12 protein-coding genes are annotated in these 16,299 nt (G+C 59.5%); 5 read left to right on the plus strand and 7 right to left on the minus strand.

Annotated elements, in window-relative coordinates; genetic code table 11:
- Positions 1 to 24: 24 nt before the first annotated feature.
- The 5 genes from Mal15_RS32040 to Mal15_RS32060 form a co-directional block, all read right to left on the minus strand.
- Positions 25 to 2,295: a ribonuclease R family protein gene (locus Mal15_RS32040; protein ID WP_147871454.1), complete on the minus strand. Its 2,271-nt coding sequence runs from the start codon at positions 2,293 to 2,295 to the stop codon at positions 25 to 27.
- A gap of 165 nt (positions 2,296 to 2,460) precedes the next feature.
- Positions 2,461 to 3,888, minus strand: a complete 1,428-nt coding sequence (locus Mal15_RS32045) for an aldehyde dehydrogenase family protein (protein ID WP_167547177.1) — start codon at positions 3,886 to 3,888, stop codon at positions 2,461 to 2,463.
- Positions 3,885 to 4,589: a class I SAM-dependent methyltransferase gene (locus Mal15_RS32050; protein ID WP_167547178.1), complete on the minus strand. Its 705-nt coding sequence runs from the start codon at positions 4,587 to 4,589 to the stop codon at positions 3,885 to 3,887. Before Mal15_RS32050 ends, Mal15_RS32045 begins: the two co-directional genes overlap by 4 nt.
- Positions 4,586 to 5,857 (minus strand): glycosyltransferase family 2 protein, encoded by a 1,272-nt coding sequence (locus tag Mal15_RS32055; protein ID WP_147871457.1) that lies wholly within the window; start codon positions 5,855 to 5,857, stop codon positions 4,586 to 4,588. Before Mal15_RS32055 ends, Mal15_RS32050 begins: the two co-directional genes overlap by 4 nt.
- On the minus strand, positions 5,854 to 7,323 hold the full coding sequence (locus tag Mal15_RS32060; protein ID WP_147871458.1) for an ArnT family glycosyltransferase: 1,470 nt from the start codon (positions 7,321 to 7,323) through the stop codon (positions 5,854 to 5,856). Before Mal15_RS32060 ends, Mal15_RS32055 begins: the two co-directional genes overlap by 4 nt.
- Positions 7,324 to 7,508: 185 nt before the next feature.
- Between Mal15_RS32060 and arsS the strand changes: the two genes are divergently transcribed.
- Together arsS and Mal15_RS32070 are read left to right on the plus strand one after the other, a co-directional pair.
- The gene (arsS, locus tag Mal15_RS32065; RefSeq protein ID WP_147871459.1) at positions 7,509 to 8,540 is read left to right on the plus strand and encodes an arsenosugar biosynthesis radical SAM (seleno)protein ArsS; all 1,032 of its coding nucleotides are present in this window, start codon (positions 7,509 to 7,511) and stop codon (positions 8,538 to 8,540) included.
- Positions 8,541 to 8,577: 37 nt separating this feature from the next.
- Entirely contained in the window at positions 8,578 to 9,732 is a 1,155-nt protein-coding gene (locus Mal15_RS32070) for a methyltransferase domain-containing protein (protein ID WP_233903154.1), read from the plus strand.
- Positions 9,733 to 10,029: 297 nt separating this feature from the next.
- Here Mal15_RS32070 and Mal15_RS32075 read toward each other — a convergent pair whose 3' ends face one another.
- Positions 10,030 to 10,770, minus strand: coding sequence for a GxxExxY protein (locus Mal15_RS32075; RefSeq protein ID WP_147871460.1), 741 nt, complete (start codon positions 10,768 to 10,770; stop codon positions 10,030 to 10,032).
- Positions 10,771 to 10,860: 90 nt separating this feature from the next.
- Here Mal15_RS32075 and Mal15_RS32080 point away from each other — a divergent pair, with 90 nt between their 5' ends.
- Together Mal15_RS32080 and Mal15_RS32085 are read left to right on the plus strand one after the other, a co-directional pair.
- Positions 10,861 to 11,256 carry a VOC family protein gene (locus Mal15_RS32080; protein WP_147871461.1) on the plus strand — a complete coding sequence of 132 codons (396 nt, stop codon included), beginning with the start codon at positions 10,861 to 10,863 and terminating at the stop codon, positions 11,254 to 11,256.
- Between the two features lie 450 nt (positions 11,257 to 11,706).
- Positions 11,707 to 12,246, plus strand: coding sequence for a Uma2 family endonuclease (locus Mal15_RS32085; protein WP_147871462.1), 540 nt, complete (start codon positions 11,707 to 11,709; stop codon positions 12,244 to 12,246).
- A 224-nt stretch (positions 12,247 to 12,470) separates the two neighbouring features.
- Here the strand turns inward: Mal15_RS32085 and Mal15_RS32090 are convergent, their stop codons facing one another.
- Complete coding sequence (locus Mal15_RS32090; protein WP_233903155.1) at positions 12,471 to 14,441, minus strand: sulfatase-like hydrolase/transferase; 1,971 nt, start codon at positions 14,439 to 14,441, stop codon at positions 12,471 to 12,473.
- 413 nt (positions 14,442 to 14,854) lie between these two features.
- Here Mal15_RS32090 and Mal15_RS32095 point away from each other — a divergent pair, with 413 nt between their 5' ends.
- Positions 14,855 to 16,285, plus strand: a complete 1,431-nt coding sequence (locus Mal15_RS32095; protein WP_147871463.1) for a sulfatase — start codon at positions 14,855 to 14,857, stop codon at positions 16,283 to 16,285.
- Positions 16,286 to 16,299 lie beyond the last annotated feature (14 nt).

Genomic DNA, 16,299 nt, shown 5'->3' on the forward strand with positions numbered 1-16,299 from the left:
CCCTTTGCGGCCTGTTGATGTTGATCAGCGTCGTTTGCGTTTGCCTTTTTGTCGGCGGTCCTTTTTGCGTTTGGCTTTGTGCGTCGACTTGCCGCGGTGGTTCGTGGCGGATTTCCCGCTGCGGGCGTTGGGGTTGCTCTTGCCGACCGAGTGGTTTTTGACCGGCTCGAGGAACAGCTCACGCTGGATCAGATCGACGCGGCTGATTTTGACCGTCAATTGATCACCCAGACGATAGCGGTGATGGGCCTTGAATCCGACCAGCATTTGGCCGCGGCGTTCGAATCGATACTGGTCCGATGGCAGCTGGTCCACGCTGACATAACCGTCGACGGGCAGCTTGATGCAACGGGCCAGAAAACCGTCGGCAAAGACCCGGCTGATGACGGCGGTCATGGTGTCACCGACGTGTTTCTTCAAGTAGTGCAGCAGCTTCAGTTCGGTCAATTCGCGTTCGGCTTGGGCCGCGTTGCGTTCCATGTCGCTGCAATGGTGCCCCAGTTTTAGCAACGCACCGACCGATTCGTCCGGAGTCTTTTCGCCGTCGCGAAGCCGATCGATCAGACGGTGCACTGTCAAATCCGGGTAGCGACGGATCGGACTGGTGAAGTGGCAGTAGTGCTGCATGTCGAGTGCGTAGTGGCCGTCGGTCTGAGGGCCATAGACGGCTTTGTTCATGCTCTTGAGCACCGCGAAATTGACGGCGTCTTCCAGCGGCGTGCCGGCCACACGGTCCAGGACGTGCTGGATTTCGAAACGGCTTTCGACCGAATCGATCCCCAGTCGCAGGTCGCGAACAAAGTGCGACAGTTGACGCAGCTTGCGTCGTTCCGGTGGCGGGTGGATGCGGTGCAGGAAGTTCAACCCGGCATCATCCAGCCAGGTCGCAACGGCCTGATTGGCCGCCAGCATGAACTCTTCGATCAATTGATGACTCTCGGTGTTCTCCGTTCGGTAGGCGCCTTTGACCTTACCGCTGCGATCGAGTTGCAATTTGACTTCGGGCATGTCCATCGAGATCGCGCCGCGTTTAAATCGTCGCTTGCGGATCGTCATCGCCAACGCGTGCATGTCGCCTAACATGTCGCAAATCGCATCGCCCCATTTCTCGCGATACTTGTCGGGGCTCTCCAAGAACTGGTCGACCAACTGATAGTGCAACCGCATGTCACTGCGGATCACGCTGTTGTGAACTTCGGTGTGGATCACGGTGCCGTCGTCGGTCATTTCGATCTCGACCGATTTGGCCAAGCGGACCTTTTCCGGCTGAAGACTGGCCAAGTGATTGCTGATGATTTCGGGCACCATCGGGATCACGCGGTCGGGCAGATAAACACTCGTTGCCCGCTGACGAGCCTCCTGGTCCAGCTGGCCGCCGGGATGAATGAAGTAGCCGACGTCGGCGATGTGCACCCACAATCGCCAGCGGCCTTGGTCTTCACGAACCAGTGAAATCGCGTCGTCAAAGTCACGCGCGTCATAGGGGTCGATCGTCAGCGTCAGATGTCCGGTCAGATCCAGCCGATCGGCCGGCGGATTGTCTTCGTCGAATTCATCGGCACGCTGCCTCGCTTCGGCGATCACCGCTTCGGGGAACTCATCGGGCAAACCGAATTGCCGCATGATGGTCAGCGTGTCGATTCCGGGGTTGTTGGTGCTGCCGAGTCGTTCCAACAGGACCGCTTCGCCGCCCTTGCCGTTTTCGCCCGGGAACGTCACCACTTCGACGAACACTTTGTCGTCTTTCTCGATCGGCAAGCCTTGGATGTCGCCGATAAAGACCGGGGCGTCGTGCGGGGTGCCGTCCAAGTAGACCGCCGGGCGGCCGTTGACCGGGGTGAACGTGCCGGTGAATTGGCGCCGCGATCGCTCGATGATTCGGCACACGCTGCCTTCGCTTCCGCCGCGACGACTCGGCCGAACCTTGACTTCGACCAGGTCGCCTTCGAACGCCCCGCCGGTCTGTCCCGGCGGGATGAACAGGTCTTCGCTGACCGCTCCGTCACCGGAGTCCCCGGGGCGGACGAATCCGAATTGGCCGCCAGCGGCCATCCGAAATACGCCGCGAATGCGGTCCAGGGGGCCGCCGATGGCCCCCGTGCTGATCACCAGGTGGTTGGACGCATAAATCAACCGGCCTTCTAAGACGAGTTGTTTGATCGTTCGCCGCAGTTCCCGGTAATCATCCGGACCGAGGTTCAAAATGGCGGCGATCTGTTTGGGTTTGCTCGGCCGGTATTCCGCCGAAACGACCAACCGCATCACGCGGTCGGCAAGGTCTTGTGAGATTTCCATATCGTGAAGGTAACGGGGATGGATTTAAGTTCCAAGTTGTGGGTTCTGAATTCACCTTCCTGGCGGCAGTGCGAACGATGCAACAAAACGGCATCCAAGGATCCGGTTGCCGTCAGCGAATTCTGGCCCTTGAATCGCAACTCTCAGAAACCAGGACCGGGAATGCTATCTCCGCAGTGTGACCCATTTCCAGGTCGTGAAGTCTTCGATCCCGGTTTCCATGCCTTCGCGGCCGAAGCCGGCGGGGCCGTCGCCTCCGAAGGGGACCTCGGGTTCCTGCTGGATCGTCATGTCATTGACGTGAACCATCGCTGTGTCCAGCGAGTCGGCGAAGATCATCGCCGCATCAAGATCGTTGGTGAAGACGGCGGCTGAGAGCATGCCGGGGGAGGCATTGGCGAGTTCCAATGCGTGATGGCGATCGTTTGCGGTTTCGACCGAGACGACCGGCCCGAAGGTTTCTTCGCGAAACAGCTTCATGGCAGACGTGACACCGGAAACGATGGTGGGGTTCACTCGATTTCCGGTCCAGCTGTTTCCGCACAAGATTCTTGCCCCGCCATCGACGGCGTCTGCCAAATGGTCACGGATTCGCTGCCGCGCTTTGGCACTGATGATCGGACCGATCATGGTCGTCGGATCGGTCAGATCGCCCCTCCCCAGCGCCTGTGCCGCGGCGACGAACCGCGCGGTGAACGCATCGGCCAGCGACTGGTCGACGATCACGCGGCTGGACGCCATGCAGATCTGACCTTGATAGATGAACCCACCACGAACGGCCGCGCCGACCGCTGCATCCAGGTCCGCATCGGCGAGCACGATCAGGGGATTCTTGCCACCGAGTTCCAGCGTCGCCCGTTTTCCGAGACTGCCGCACAGCGATTGCACGTGCCGTCCGACCGCCGCCGATCCGGTGAAGCTGACCGCACGGATCGGCGCCGCGCTGACCAAGTCGTCGCCGATCTCCGCCCCCCGTCCCTGCACCACGTTCAATGCTCCCGCAGGCAATCCCGCGTCGTGGTACAACCGCGCGATCGCGTCGGCGATCTGGGGAGTCTGTTCCGAGGGAAGCCAGACGACGGTGTTGCCGGTGGCCAGCGGCATGCTGCTGTGTTTGATGCCCTTGACCAGCGGGACGTTGAACGGCGTGATGCTGGCGACCACACCGATCGGCTTGCGAAACCCCAGACTCCAACGCCCCGGCACGTCGCTCTTGTAGGTCCGTCCGGTCATCCGCCGGGCCATCGCCGCGTTCGCCTTTAGCACCCGCGTCGCGATCCCGATTTCCATCATGGCTTTTGCGACGGGCGATCCGATTTCACGAATCAGCAGGTCGCGAAACTCCGCCGATCGCTGCTGCAGCAGTTCTGCCGCACGCAGCAAAATGGATTCCCGCTGTGACGGGCTGGTTTCTCGAAAGGCTGCAAAGGCCGCGGCAGCCGAATCGACGGCAAGTGCCACATCGCGGGCATCACCGCGGGCGGCCCGGGCGATCACCGAGTCGTCTTCGGGGTCGAGCGACTGGAACGTGCGGTCGGATTGCGAGGCGTGGTGCGTGCCTCCGATCCAGTGATCGATGGTGGGTTGGTTCAAGGTTTTCTCGGTGATCCGATGGCGGCAAGTTTTCCCCAAGACGTCGTCCAGGATCGGATGTCAAAGTGTCGGTCAAACGTCTCGCGGATCACTTCGGGCATCCCCAGCCACTGATCATAAGTCACACGTTCCCGCTCTGTCATGACCGCCAATGCGTCCCCTTTGGCGTACAGCTTTCGCACGATGGATCGATCGGTGACGGCGTGGGCAAAGACCAAAAACGGTGTCCTCCACGGTTCGATGACGTAAAACGTGCCGGTGGGTTTCAGGATGCGGCGGACTCCGGCGAGCGAGCCGTCCAGATCGGTCGGCATGTCCGGCAGATGATGCAGGCCGCCTTGAACGATCACGACATCGTAGGCGTCGCTTTCCAGCGGCAGATCCACGCAATCGGCCAGATGAAGTTGTGCCGGCCCGTGATACTCCTCCAGCAGACTGTCGCTCAGATCGACGCCTTCGAGATTGTTGAACCCCATCTGCTCCAGGGCGACCAGTCCGTTGCCTCGGCCGCAGAAGATTTCCACGATCCGGCTGTTGCGATCAAGCGATTCGAAACCGAACCGCCGCAGCCGGGCAATGAATTTTGTGATCTCTTGCTCCGGAGTCTCAAACCGCTTGTACGCGGCTTCCCAAACCGGGTCGCAACACAGTTGTCCCGCGGCGACGTGACGGATGATGGGCGGTTGCACCGGGGCATTCATGGCGAAACCTCCTGTGACCGGTGGGCGGGCATCGGGGCGCCATCGGGCATCGTCACGACGGGGCGGTCGAGTCGCCGCGAACGTTGCATCATCAACACACCGCTCATCAGCGATGCCATCGCCGTCTGGAATCCGATCGCCACCAGCGTGACACCGGGCACGACCCATCGCATCGTCTGTGGGTAGTCGAGTGCTCCGAAATCTTGTTGCGACCATCGCCAAACCACCGCGCCGATCATCGCCGCCCCGAGGACTCCGGCGGCGATGCCGAACGCCAATCCGCGTTCGACGGTGACATGTTCCAGTTTCTCGTGCGGCGGCATCATGCCTTCCCGGCCGGTGAAAATCCTGGCCAGCGTCGCCAACAACACGCACTGCCATCCCATCAACACGAACAAACTGGCGACCAACAGCGTGTGCACGTCCAACGCCGCGCCGAACACCTTCACTTGGGGAAGCGCCAATGCGTAGCCGACCAATCCGATCCCCAGCAAAACTAACCCGGGACGAAAGAAGGTCCAGTTGGGGCTGAAGGCCAAAAACAATCGCAGTGTCCGCCAGCCGTCGCGAAACGTCCGCAGGTGTGGCGGGTGTGCTTGGCGGCCGTCGGGATGCAGCGTGATCGGAACCTGACTCCATGACGTGCCATGGGAATCCCGGTGCAGCCCGCTCTTGATGATCATTTCCGTCGCAAATTCCATCCCCGGCGAACGCAGGTCCAATTGGTCATAGTGTTTGCGTGTGAAACCTCGCATCCCGCAATAGATGTCATTGATCGGGATGCGAAACATCAGTCGGACGAGCCAGCTGAGTACGGGATTGCCGAACCAGCGGTGCAAAAACGGCATCGCCCCGGGCAGGACCCTCCCGCCGCCCCGGGGCAGACGGCAGCCCTGGACCAGGTCGTGTCCCTCGCGCAACGAGTCGACGAACTTGGGTATCTCCAAAAAGTCATAGCTGTCGTCGGCGTCGCCCATCAGCACATATGTGCCACGGCTGGCTTCGATGCCGTGCATCAATGCCGCACCATAGCCTCGCTGCGGGACGTCGACGACGCGTGCACCTTGCCCGAGTGCCAAGTCCTGTGACCCGTCGGTGCTGCCGTTGTCGGCGACGACCACCTCACCGACGATCCCCGCTTCGGTCATCGCCCGGACAGCTTTCTCGACACAGATCGCCACCGTATCGGCTTCATTCAAACACGGCATGACAACCGACAACTCAATCGGTCCGGATGCATCCGAACCGTTCACCTTTGGACTGCTCATGCGGGCTCGGTCAATTCCTCGGGGGCGGCGTCATTGAGATTGGCGGCATTGATATCGGCGTTGGGGAACAGGAACGGGGCCATTGCCGACGCGATGGCCAGCAGCACGATCGGTTCGACGACCAATCGATAACGATACGCTGGGATTTCCAGCACCGCCGTGACGGTGCAAAAATAACCGGTGATCGCTGCCAGCCAAAGACCCGCCGCGCGTGTCGGTCGCCGCCACACCAGCAGCATCGTTGAGGCGATCGTGACAAACATCAGGAACGTGTTGCCCGCCAGCGAATTGCTCCACCGATGGCGGAGGGCTGTAGCGACGGGCGCGACTTTAACGCCCCAGACCGTCTGTCTCGCAAACAGGTCTGCGGAGAGTTTTTCACGCGACCCTTCTCGCCCCGACTCAAGATCCGCCACCTGGTCCGGCAGTTCGGTTGCCCGTGTCCGCCAAAAGTTGACCCAGCGACGGAGGGTTTTTTTGCCAAAGGCGAGTGGTGATGCAGCGATCGCATCGGCCGCCACCGCCTTCATTAGCCGGTCCCCCGAGGGGTCGTCCATCCCCGACGCCGCCAGTGCCTTGGAAACGGTCCAGGTCTCCCGCCAACGTCCGTCGGCGGAAAGTTGTTCCCACGCCTGATCTCCCAATTGCGATTTTAACTGTGCCGCAGCAGCCGATTCGGGCAGATCCAATCCGGCACCGCTGCCGTCTTGAAAGGTGACGATCCAGATGTTGCGGCCCACGAATTCGGTCAACATCGCTTTGCCAAACAACGCCTGATTGCGGGCCAGCCAGGGACTGACACAGCCCACCGTGACGATCCCCGCCAATGCAACGCTGATCCAGCCACGCCGACGACAGATCACGCTCGCCGACCGAGTCGGGATCCAGTACCAACAGGTGATCACGTAAATCAGATCGGCGATCCACACCAACATCGCCACCGGACGGGTCAGGATCGCCAATCCCAGCGTCAATCCGACGAACAACCCGCCCCAAACCGAAGGCCGTCGGGTCAGCCGGGCGACCGACCACAGGTGCAGGACGAGCGAAAAGACGAACAGGGTTTCCGTCAGCACGGTCGCAACGTACACAACCGACGAAAGCATCGGGATCGCCAAGATCACGACGATCCAAGCGGCCTGCCGTCGCCGCGACAGTTCCGCGGCCAGCGCCGCAATCAATCCGATCGTGGCGATCCAAAGCAGACTTTGGAAGCAGACCAGTGCCGGCAGCGGATTGTCGAAAACAGCTCGGAACAACCCGATCAACCACGGATAGGCCGGCGTGCGATACGCGATCGGACGCTGCATCATCAGCCAATCGCCCTCGGCGACCAACCCACCCAGTTCCCAGTAGCCCGCGGCGTCCAAGACCAGCGGGCTGGGCCCACGCAACACAACACCCACGACCTTGGCGATCAAGAGGAAAACAAGCAGGGTGAACGCCAGTTTGCGCGGCAAAGACAATTTCGTCGAATCGGTCAACAATGGAGGGGCGAGGTGCGTTTGGCGAATGCTACGCCGCGGGGGCCGGGAATGTTCTCTCCCGTGATCGGCCGCAAAACCTCCCTGGCGGTTGCACACGCGGCGTGAACATTATCTTATCCTTGAAACTCTCTCCCTCGTCCGTTGCTCCCAAGTTTGCTGCGTCTATGAAGTCCCTGTTGCCGGTGATCAACACCGGTTTGCCGACCAATCTGGTTCAACCCTTCGCGGCCCGCGTGGCCCGCGATGCGTCTCCGATGCGGCGCGCCGCGGTGGAACAATTGCAAATCAATTTGGGCAAACTGTGCAATCAGACCTGCACCCACTGTCACGTCGAAGCCGGGCCGACGAAAAAACGCGAAAACATGGACGCCAAGACGGCGGCACGCGTGGTCGAGTTGTCGCGCGATTGTCTCAGCCTGCATGCCGTCGACCTGACCGGCGGTGCGCCGGAAATGAACCCGAATTTTCGAGACCTGGTCCGCGAGTTTCGAGGCCGTGGGATCCGCGTGATCGATCGTTGTAATCTGACGATTTTGCAACAGCCCGGGTATGAATGGGCCGCGCCGTTCTTGGCCGAACAAGGCGTCGACGTGGTCGCTTCGTTGCCGTGCTACTTGGAGCAAAACGTGGACGGCCAACGCGGCGAAGGAGTGTTTCGTCAAAGTATCGATGCGCTGCGCCAGCTGAACGATCTGGGCTACGGCGACGAACACTCTCCGCTGCGATTGGACCTGGTCTACAACCCCACCGGACCCTCGCTGCCGCCGGACCAGGCGAGTTTGCAGGCGGACTACAAACGAGAACTGTTCGCCCGCTACGAGATTCGTTTCAATCGCCTGCTGACGATCACGAACATTCCGATCAAACGCTACGCGATGTTCTTGGCAAAGAAGGAACGCTTGGAACAGTACATGCACCTGCTGGAGGCGAACTTTAATTCTGATGCGGCCGAGGCGGTGATGTGTCGATCATTGTTGTCGATCGCCTGGGACGGAACGATCTACGATTGCGATTTCAATCAAATGATCGACCTGCCCGCCGGCGGACTGGCCGCCCATCGCGACGTGTCTCAGCCGCCCACGGTCTGGAACACCGATTCGCTGCACCAGTTTGCCAACCGCAAAATCGCTACCGCAGACCATTGCTACGGCTGCACGGCCGGCGCAGGCAGCAGCTGCAGCGGTGCGTTGTTGTAATTCATTCCATCTTTACCCCGATCATCCTTCGCCCGACATGTCGACCTTGAACACCGAATCCGCCGTTCGCAGGCGCTATTCATCGGCCGCCGAGGCTCGTGAACCCGCCTTGTGCTGTCCGGTTGATTATGACCGCAGCTACTTGAAAGTGATCCCCCAGGAAGTGATCGATCGCGATTACGGTTGCGGCGACCCGTCGAAGTATGTCCGCCCGGGCGAGACGGTGTTGGATCTCGGCAGCGGTGGCGGAAAAATCTGCTTCATCGCGTCGCAAGTCGTCGGGGAATCCGGCGCCGTGATCGGCGTCGACATGAACGACGACATGCTGGCGTTGGCGCGCAGAAGCCAACCGGTCGTTGCCCAGCGGATCGGGTACGACAACATCCGGTTCTGCAAAGGCAAGATCCAAGACATGCAGATCGATCGCGATCGTGTCGATGCATACTTGAGCGAGAACCCCGTCGATAGCGAAGCCGCATTGCAACGCTTGGAGGCGTTTCTGGCCGAGATGCGCGTGCAGAATCCGATGATTCCCGACAACTCGGTCGACGTGGTGGTCAGCAATTGTGTGTTGAATCTGGTCGACGCGGCGGAGAAGGGGAAGCTGTTCGCCGAGATCTTTCGCGTTTTGCGTCCCGGCGGCAGGGCGGTGATCAGCGACATCGTCAGCGACGAACCGGTGCCGTCGCACCTGCAGCAGGACGGCGAGCTGTGGAGTGGATGCATCAGCGGGGCGCTGCAGGAAAAGGACTTCATCGATGCGTTCGTTCGGGCCGGCTTTCAAGGGGCCCAAATGCCGGTTTATCAGATGGAACCCTGGCAGATCGTCGAGGGGATCGAGTTCCGATCGGTCACCGTCATCGCCTACAAGTACCCCGAGACACCTTGCTACGAACACAACGAAGCGGTCCTGTACCGCGGACCCTATGCCAGTGTGAAAGATGACGACGGCCACGAGTTCACCCGCGGCGTCCGAGCCGCGGTGTGCCGCAAAACGTTCGAGAAGATGCAGAGCGAGCCCTACGCCCAGGACTTCCTCGGCATCTCCCCGGCGACCGAAATCCAGCCCGAAGATGCTGCGCTTTATAACTGCACCGGCGGTCAAGTCCTACGCCCGCCAAGCGTCACCAAAGCCGGCGGCAGGACGGTAAAACCGGCCGAAGATTGCTGCGGGGAAGGCGGGTGTTGCTGAGGGGCGATTGAGGTAGGAAGATTTCGGGGTAGGAAGATTTCGGGGTAGGAAGATTTCGGGGTAGGAAGATTTCGGGGTAGGAAGGTTTCGGGGTAGGAAGATTTTGGGGTAGGAAGATTTTGGGGTAGGAAGATTTTGGGGTAGGAGGATTTTGGGGTAGGAAGATTTTGGGGCGGGGAAGTTCGATCGGCGGGGATCTCTTCGGGCATACTCAATTTTCTTACCCTCAAAATCTTCCTACCCTCCCAGCCACTATTCCACCGACATAAGCGTCACTTCGGAAAGCGTAATATTGATTCAATGAATCGCAGTCAGGGCACTGTGCCGGAGCAATTTGCGAAGGCTCGATCTGTATTCATCAAGTCCTTTCGTCAGAGCCGTGATACGAAACGCTTCATTCTCGCTGGTCATGTGAAATCTTTGTCTGCCGAGCGGATGCCCATCACGATCCATTGGGACATTTCGAATCGCATGCAATTCGCCACCAAGAAAATGAGTTGCCGCCTGGGTGTAAAGCGGTAACGCGAGACCCGTACCCCAGTCACGGAGCACGCCAAGTGTTTTTGATCTCAAGCACGACTGATCGGTCCATCGGTCGACCGAGACCTTAAATTGCTTGCGTGTTTCCCTGCGTGCCGGCGCATTGACAAATTTGAATTGCACCGACTGTGGGCGAAAGTTGATCAGTTTGCCGCGTGAAACGTCAAGCAGCAACAGATAGTTTAATAGCTGCATCTCGTGTTCCATTGTCAGTTCGCTCGCCATTTTCACTTCATAAACACCGAAGTGATTGATAACCATGTCGACGAGGTATTGTTTATGAAACGTCTCGTAGAGAACGTCGATCGGGATCTCTCGGTGAACCCTGAATCTTGACTCTCTTAAGTGCTGTGCAAAATAATTTTGGCAGACTGATTCGTCTGCCAGGCGTCCGAGGTTTTTATGGGTCTCAAATGCATGTCGCATGACCGCGTAGTCAAATTCACGGAAATCATCTGTGGAGGGACTACGAATCGACAGCGGGCATGAAATGGGCATGGGCAATCCTTTTTATCGCGCAGAAGAGGATCGCATTTTATAGAATTCTCGCAGTCTTCGATCATCCGACACGTTGCCCTGGGAGTTTCAATGCAATTTGGATACACGCTGCTTTATGTCGCCGACGTTGAACAAACGCTGGAGTTCTACGAGGCCGCTTTCGGTTTTGCTCGCAAATTCATTCACACCGAGGGTGACCAGGCGTATGGCGAACTGGATACCGGTGCGGTGACACTCGGTTTTGTCTCCCATGCCTTGGCCAAATCGCATGGCTTCGACTATGCCGAGACGCGTCCGGATGGCCCCGCCGCGGCGTTTGAAATCGCGCTGACGACCGAGGATGTGCAAGCCGGTTACGATCGCGCGATCGACAACGGCGCCCTCGCCGTGTCACCGCCAAAAACAAAGCCGTGGGGACAAACCGTATCCTATGTCCGCGACAACAACGGCTTCTTGGTCGAGATCTGTTCGCCGATGGGAGGTTAAGGGAGTTCGACGTGGTGGATGGAGGAGGGGCAAAACGATGGGGGCAAAACGATGGGGAGTCAGAATGATGGGAGAGCGGGGCTGCGCAAATCCTGGATTCTGCGGTGGTTTAGAGTTCAAGCGAGATCATTTCGCGATGGATGGTCGACTCACAGCTGCCATCGGGCGACGAAACACGAGTGACATCAGCCGATTCGCGCAAGCGTTCGGGCCCAAGCAGCGTTCGGGCCCAACCGTGGATGGAGGCCCGTAGGCTGGCGCCAAACGGCTGATCCCACGAGGGGTTAGCGGCGTTGACCCGTTGGCGATCGGGTGGTGCGTCGTCGACGCCGCGACTGGTGGTGGCACCGGATGAAAGCGGACGCCATATTGAAGTCAATTGGCGTCCACTCGCTGAGGCAGATAAACTGAGGGCATCCGGCCGCTTTTCCCTTGTACGTCCGTATTCGCATGAGTTCCGCGCCTCGATACCGTCCGACCTACACCGTGGAGGACTATGCGCGATGGGAAGGCGAGTGGGAGCTTTGGGATGGGATGCCTGTTTCGATGAGCCCCAGCCCTTTCGGTCGGCACGCTCAGTTGCTCGTTCGCATCGCAACCCAACTGGAGCTTGCGGTCGAGCAGAGCGGATGCGAGGCCGCGGTGCTCGCCGAGATTGACTGGATCATTTCTAACGATACGGTCGTGCGACCCGATGTGTCCGTGGTTTGTGGAGACGTCCCGATCAGGCATGTCGAACAGCCGCCCGCGCTCATCGCGGAAGTTCTTTCGGATGCGACCCGCAGTCGCGATGTCCGAGAAAAGAAAGGCCTGTATCGCGACCAAGGCGTCCGTTGGTATCTGGTCATCGACCCCGAGGCGAACAGCCTGTTAGCGTGGTCGCTTGACGCCGACGGAAGCTATCAGTCGGTTCCCACAACCGAATCCCTCGCCGTTAAAATCTGCAGTGACTGCCGATTGTCTCTCGATGTGAAACGCATGTTGCGTTAATGAGGCGGGGCAAAACGATGGGGGCAAAACGATGGGGGCAAAACGATGGGGGCAAAACGATGAAGAGGCAGAACGATGAAGAGGCAGAATGATGGAGAGGCAGAATGATGGAGAGGCAGAATGATGGAGAGGCAGAATGATGGAGAGGCAGAATGATGGAGAGGCAGAACGATGGAGAGGCAGAACGATGGGGAGGCAGAATGCTGGGGAGGCAGGGCTACATTTCAGTGTGAGTGAGCTGAGGTGCCGGTCGTGACGTCGCAGGCGACGATCGTTGCGGTGAAGGCGTTGGGGGCTTCGTAGTCTCCGGCGGCTGAGAGGTCGTCCGAGCCGACCGAGAGTCCGTCTTTGGGTTGCACCGAAATCAAGCCGGGCGAAGGCAGCGTGGTCGGCGTTCCGCCGTTGATCGACAGGCTGATCGATTGGCCGTCGAGCGTGGCAACCAAACGACTTTGTCCGCTGACTTTGAGGTTCGATTTCAGACGCGTCACCGTGCCGGACCGCCGGATATCGAACACGGGTTCGCCGTCGATCAGGTGCAGCGCGTAGCCGTGCTCGCGTCCACCTTGCGCCACGACCACGCCGTGCGGTTTGGGACCTTTGATGGTCGCTTTGATCGTCAACGTTCGATTCGCGATCGGAGGCGTCTTGATGACAGGCAGGTTCTTCTGGGCTGATCGTGACGGCGCGCGACGGTCTTTCTGAACGGCCTCGGGATAAGTCGCAAGGATCGCTTTCAGTTTTGCCATGACGTCTGGTTTCGATTCCGCCAGATTCTGTGTTTCGTGCGGATCGGTTTGATAGTCGTACAGTTCGTACTCGGCGTCTTTCGAGTTTTCTCCCGGAGTCTTCCACTCGACCAACCGGTAACGATCGGTGCGAATCGCTCGGCCCATCTTGCGTTTGGGGTAGGCGTGGTAGGCGTGGCCCCGCACGCGGGCGTCGGCGTTTTTCAGCACCGGTACCAGGCTGACGCCGTCGATCGGTTGGGGACCGCTGGGCTGGGGCAATCCGGCCAACTCGGCGAGCGTCGGGTAAATATCGACGCTCTCGGCGGGCTGGCCGGTCGACTGATTCGGCTGCGTCGTTCCCGGCGCGATGATAAAGATCGGAATCCGATTGGCTTGTTCGTAATTGGTGTGCTTGGTCCAGATGCCGAGATCACCGAGGTGAAAGCCGTGGTCTCCCCACAGCACGATGATCGTGTTGTCGGCAAGTTGAAGGTCATCCAACGCATCGATCACTTTGCCGATCTGTGCGTCGACATAACTGGCGCTGGCATAGTATCCATGAATCAGGTTTTGTTTCAGTTCGTCAGGGTACTCCGCATCGCGATCCTCGGGGACGGGTTTGTAGTTCGTGATTTCGCCGCCACGTTTGTGGGCAACGGTCGGTGAGTCGTTGGGCAGGTCCTCGTGGATCGGCATCGGCAACGAGTCTGGATCGTACAGGTCCCAGTACCGCTGGGGTGCAGAAAACGGCAAGTGGGGGCGAGCGAAACCGGCTGCGATCAGGAACGGAGTCCCCTCGGCATCACGCCGTTGTTTGGCAGCACGCAGGCGGCGAATCGTTTCGGCGGCGACGCGTCCGTCGGCATAGGCTTCGTCGTCAACCACAGGCGATTCATAGGCCGCGCCGCGCGGGAGCGACTTGATCCGGTCGAGTTGTTGATTCGTAAAGTAGGCTTCTTCACGCGTCAGTTGTCCGCCGTCGGTGCTTTCCGGATCGACATACTCGATCACTTTCTCTTTGAAGTGTTCGACCGAAAACGACTCGGGATCGCCGTGATTGCCATGGCCGATGTGAAAGATCTTGCCCAGCGATTCGGTGCGGTAACCGTGATCGGCGAAGTGTTGCGGTAGCGTGACCGCATTGGGCATCACCTGACGCAGCTGGCTGCCCAGACCATAAAGCCCCGTCGACGTGGAGTGCGAACCGAGCATCAGCGTGAAACGCGACGGCGCGCAGACGGCTTGGTTGCAATAGGCCGCGTCGAACCGCATGCCCCGTGCCGCCAGGGCGTCCAAGTTCGGTGTCTTGGCGATCGGGTCGCCGTAGCACCCCAGCGCCGGTTTCAAGTCGTCGACCAAGATCATCAACACGTTGGGCCGCTCGGCCGGTGCAGTTGCGGCGGTCAGCGCAACGACGAGCAAGAACCATAGTCTCAGGGAGAAAAAGCTGGGGCGGGTGTTCATCGGCGCCGTGTGGGGAAGAGAGATGGATGGGAGCGAGACGCTCCATTACAGCCTGTTGTCGTTGCAGGTGCCATGCAATCAGGCGTATTGTTGCTTTGATCTATTGTCAGGGCGTGGGGAGAAGTTGGTCAAATAATGGGGTGGTCAAAAAATATCAGAAATCGTGCGGACCCGGATTCGTTCGCTGGCATCCGTGGGTACGCTTTGCCATCCGTGGTCCGTTTTCCGCCACTCCCATCCGGTCAGATCATTCCCCCCGCAGTCCCACGCCGGAGCCGCTGATCTGAGCTGACCTCCATCGAATGCCCACCATTTCTCGGGACCCATTTTTTGACCTCCCCATTTTTTGACCCGCTCTCCGGCTACCATAGTCCCAGCCCGAACTTCCCCCGCACGCGAAATTCCCCAAATCGATGCACCGCTTCCGATTCATTTCCGCCCTCGTCGTTTTACTGCTCACGGCATCCACCCTGTCGGCCGACCGTCCCAACGTTCTGCTGATTTGTGTCGACGATCTTCGCCCGGAGCTGAATTGTTTCGGCAAGTCGTATATCAAATCGCCGAACATCGATCAGCTCGCGGCATCGGGGCGTGCGTTTCATCGGCACTATGTCCAAGCCCCGACGTGCGGCGCGTCTCGCTACACCTTGCTAACCGGTTTGTATGGTCCGCCCAGCAACGGAGCGTTGTTTGCTCGCGCGAAACAAATGCAGCGGAATGCGGAAGCCGTGCCCCCAAGCATGCCCGCGTGGTTTCGCAAGCACGGCTATCGGACGGTTTCGGTCGGCAAGGTGTCGCATCATCCCGGCGGCCGCGGCGGTCCGGACTGGGACGACGAAGCGATGCCCGAAATGCCGGAGTCATGGGATCGGCACGTGTTGCCGGCCGGACCCTGGCAGCATCCGCGCGGATGGATGCACGGGCTGGCACACGGCGAGATCCGTAAAAACGCCAAAGACATGGACGTGTACCAGTCGGTCGTCGGTGATGATTCGATCTATCCTGACGGAATCTCGGTCGACGAAGCACTTCGTCAATTGGATCAGTTGACCGCCCCGGATCAGCCGCCGTTCTTTTTGGCCGTCGGAATTCTGCGTCCCCATTTGCCGTTCGGTGCGCCGGCCAAGTACATGAAACCATACACCGATGTGCAGTTGCCGCCGATTCCACATCCCGAAAAACCGCAAGGGAAAACGACCTGGCATTCTTCCGGCGAGTTCATGAAGTACAACCGCTGGGGACGTGATCCGAACAAGGACGACGCGTTCGCCACCGAAGTCCGTCGGCACTACGCCGCCTGTGTCACCTATGCCGACGCACAGGTCGGGCGGGTGCTGTCGCGACTCGAAGAAACCGGACAAGTGGACAACACGATCGTGGTGTTGTGGGGCGACCACGGCTGGAATCTCGGTGAGCACGCGATTTGGGGAAAGCACTGTCTGTTCGAAGAATCGTTGCGGTCTCCGTTGATCATCCGCTACCCGGAAATGAATCGGGCCGGAGAATCGACCGATGGCGTTGTCGAAACCCTGGACGTTTTTCCCACGCTGTGTGATTTGACCGGCGTGCCGATCCCGGACTTCGTGCAAGGCCAGTCGCTGCGGCCGTTGTTGGAAGACGAATCGGCGGCGGGGCATCCGGCGATCGCCTATCGCAACAATGCGAGAACGATTCGCACCGACACACATCGACTGACCGTGCACAACGACGGGTTTGTCGAGTTGTACGACCATCGGAATCCGGACGCCGAAACGGTCAACGTGGCGACGTCGGAGGATCGCCCCGACGCGTTGATCCAGGAGTTGATCGGGATGATCAATCAGCGTCTGCCCAATTCAAACTGAGCCTTGAGTCGGTT

Source organism: Stieleria maiorica, from assembly GCF_008035925.1.
Taxonomy (GTDB): domain Bacteria; phylum Planctomycetota; class Planctomycetia; order Pirellulales; family Pirellulaceae; genus Stieleria; species Stieleria maiorica.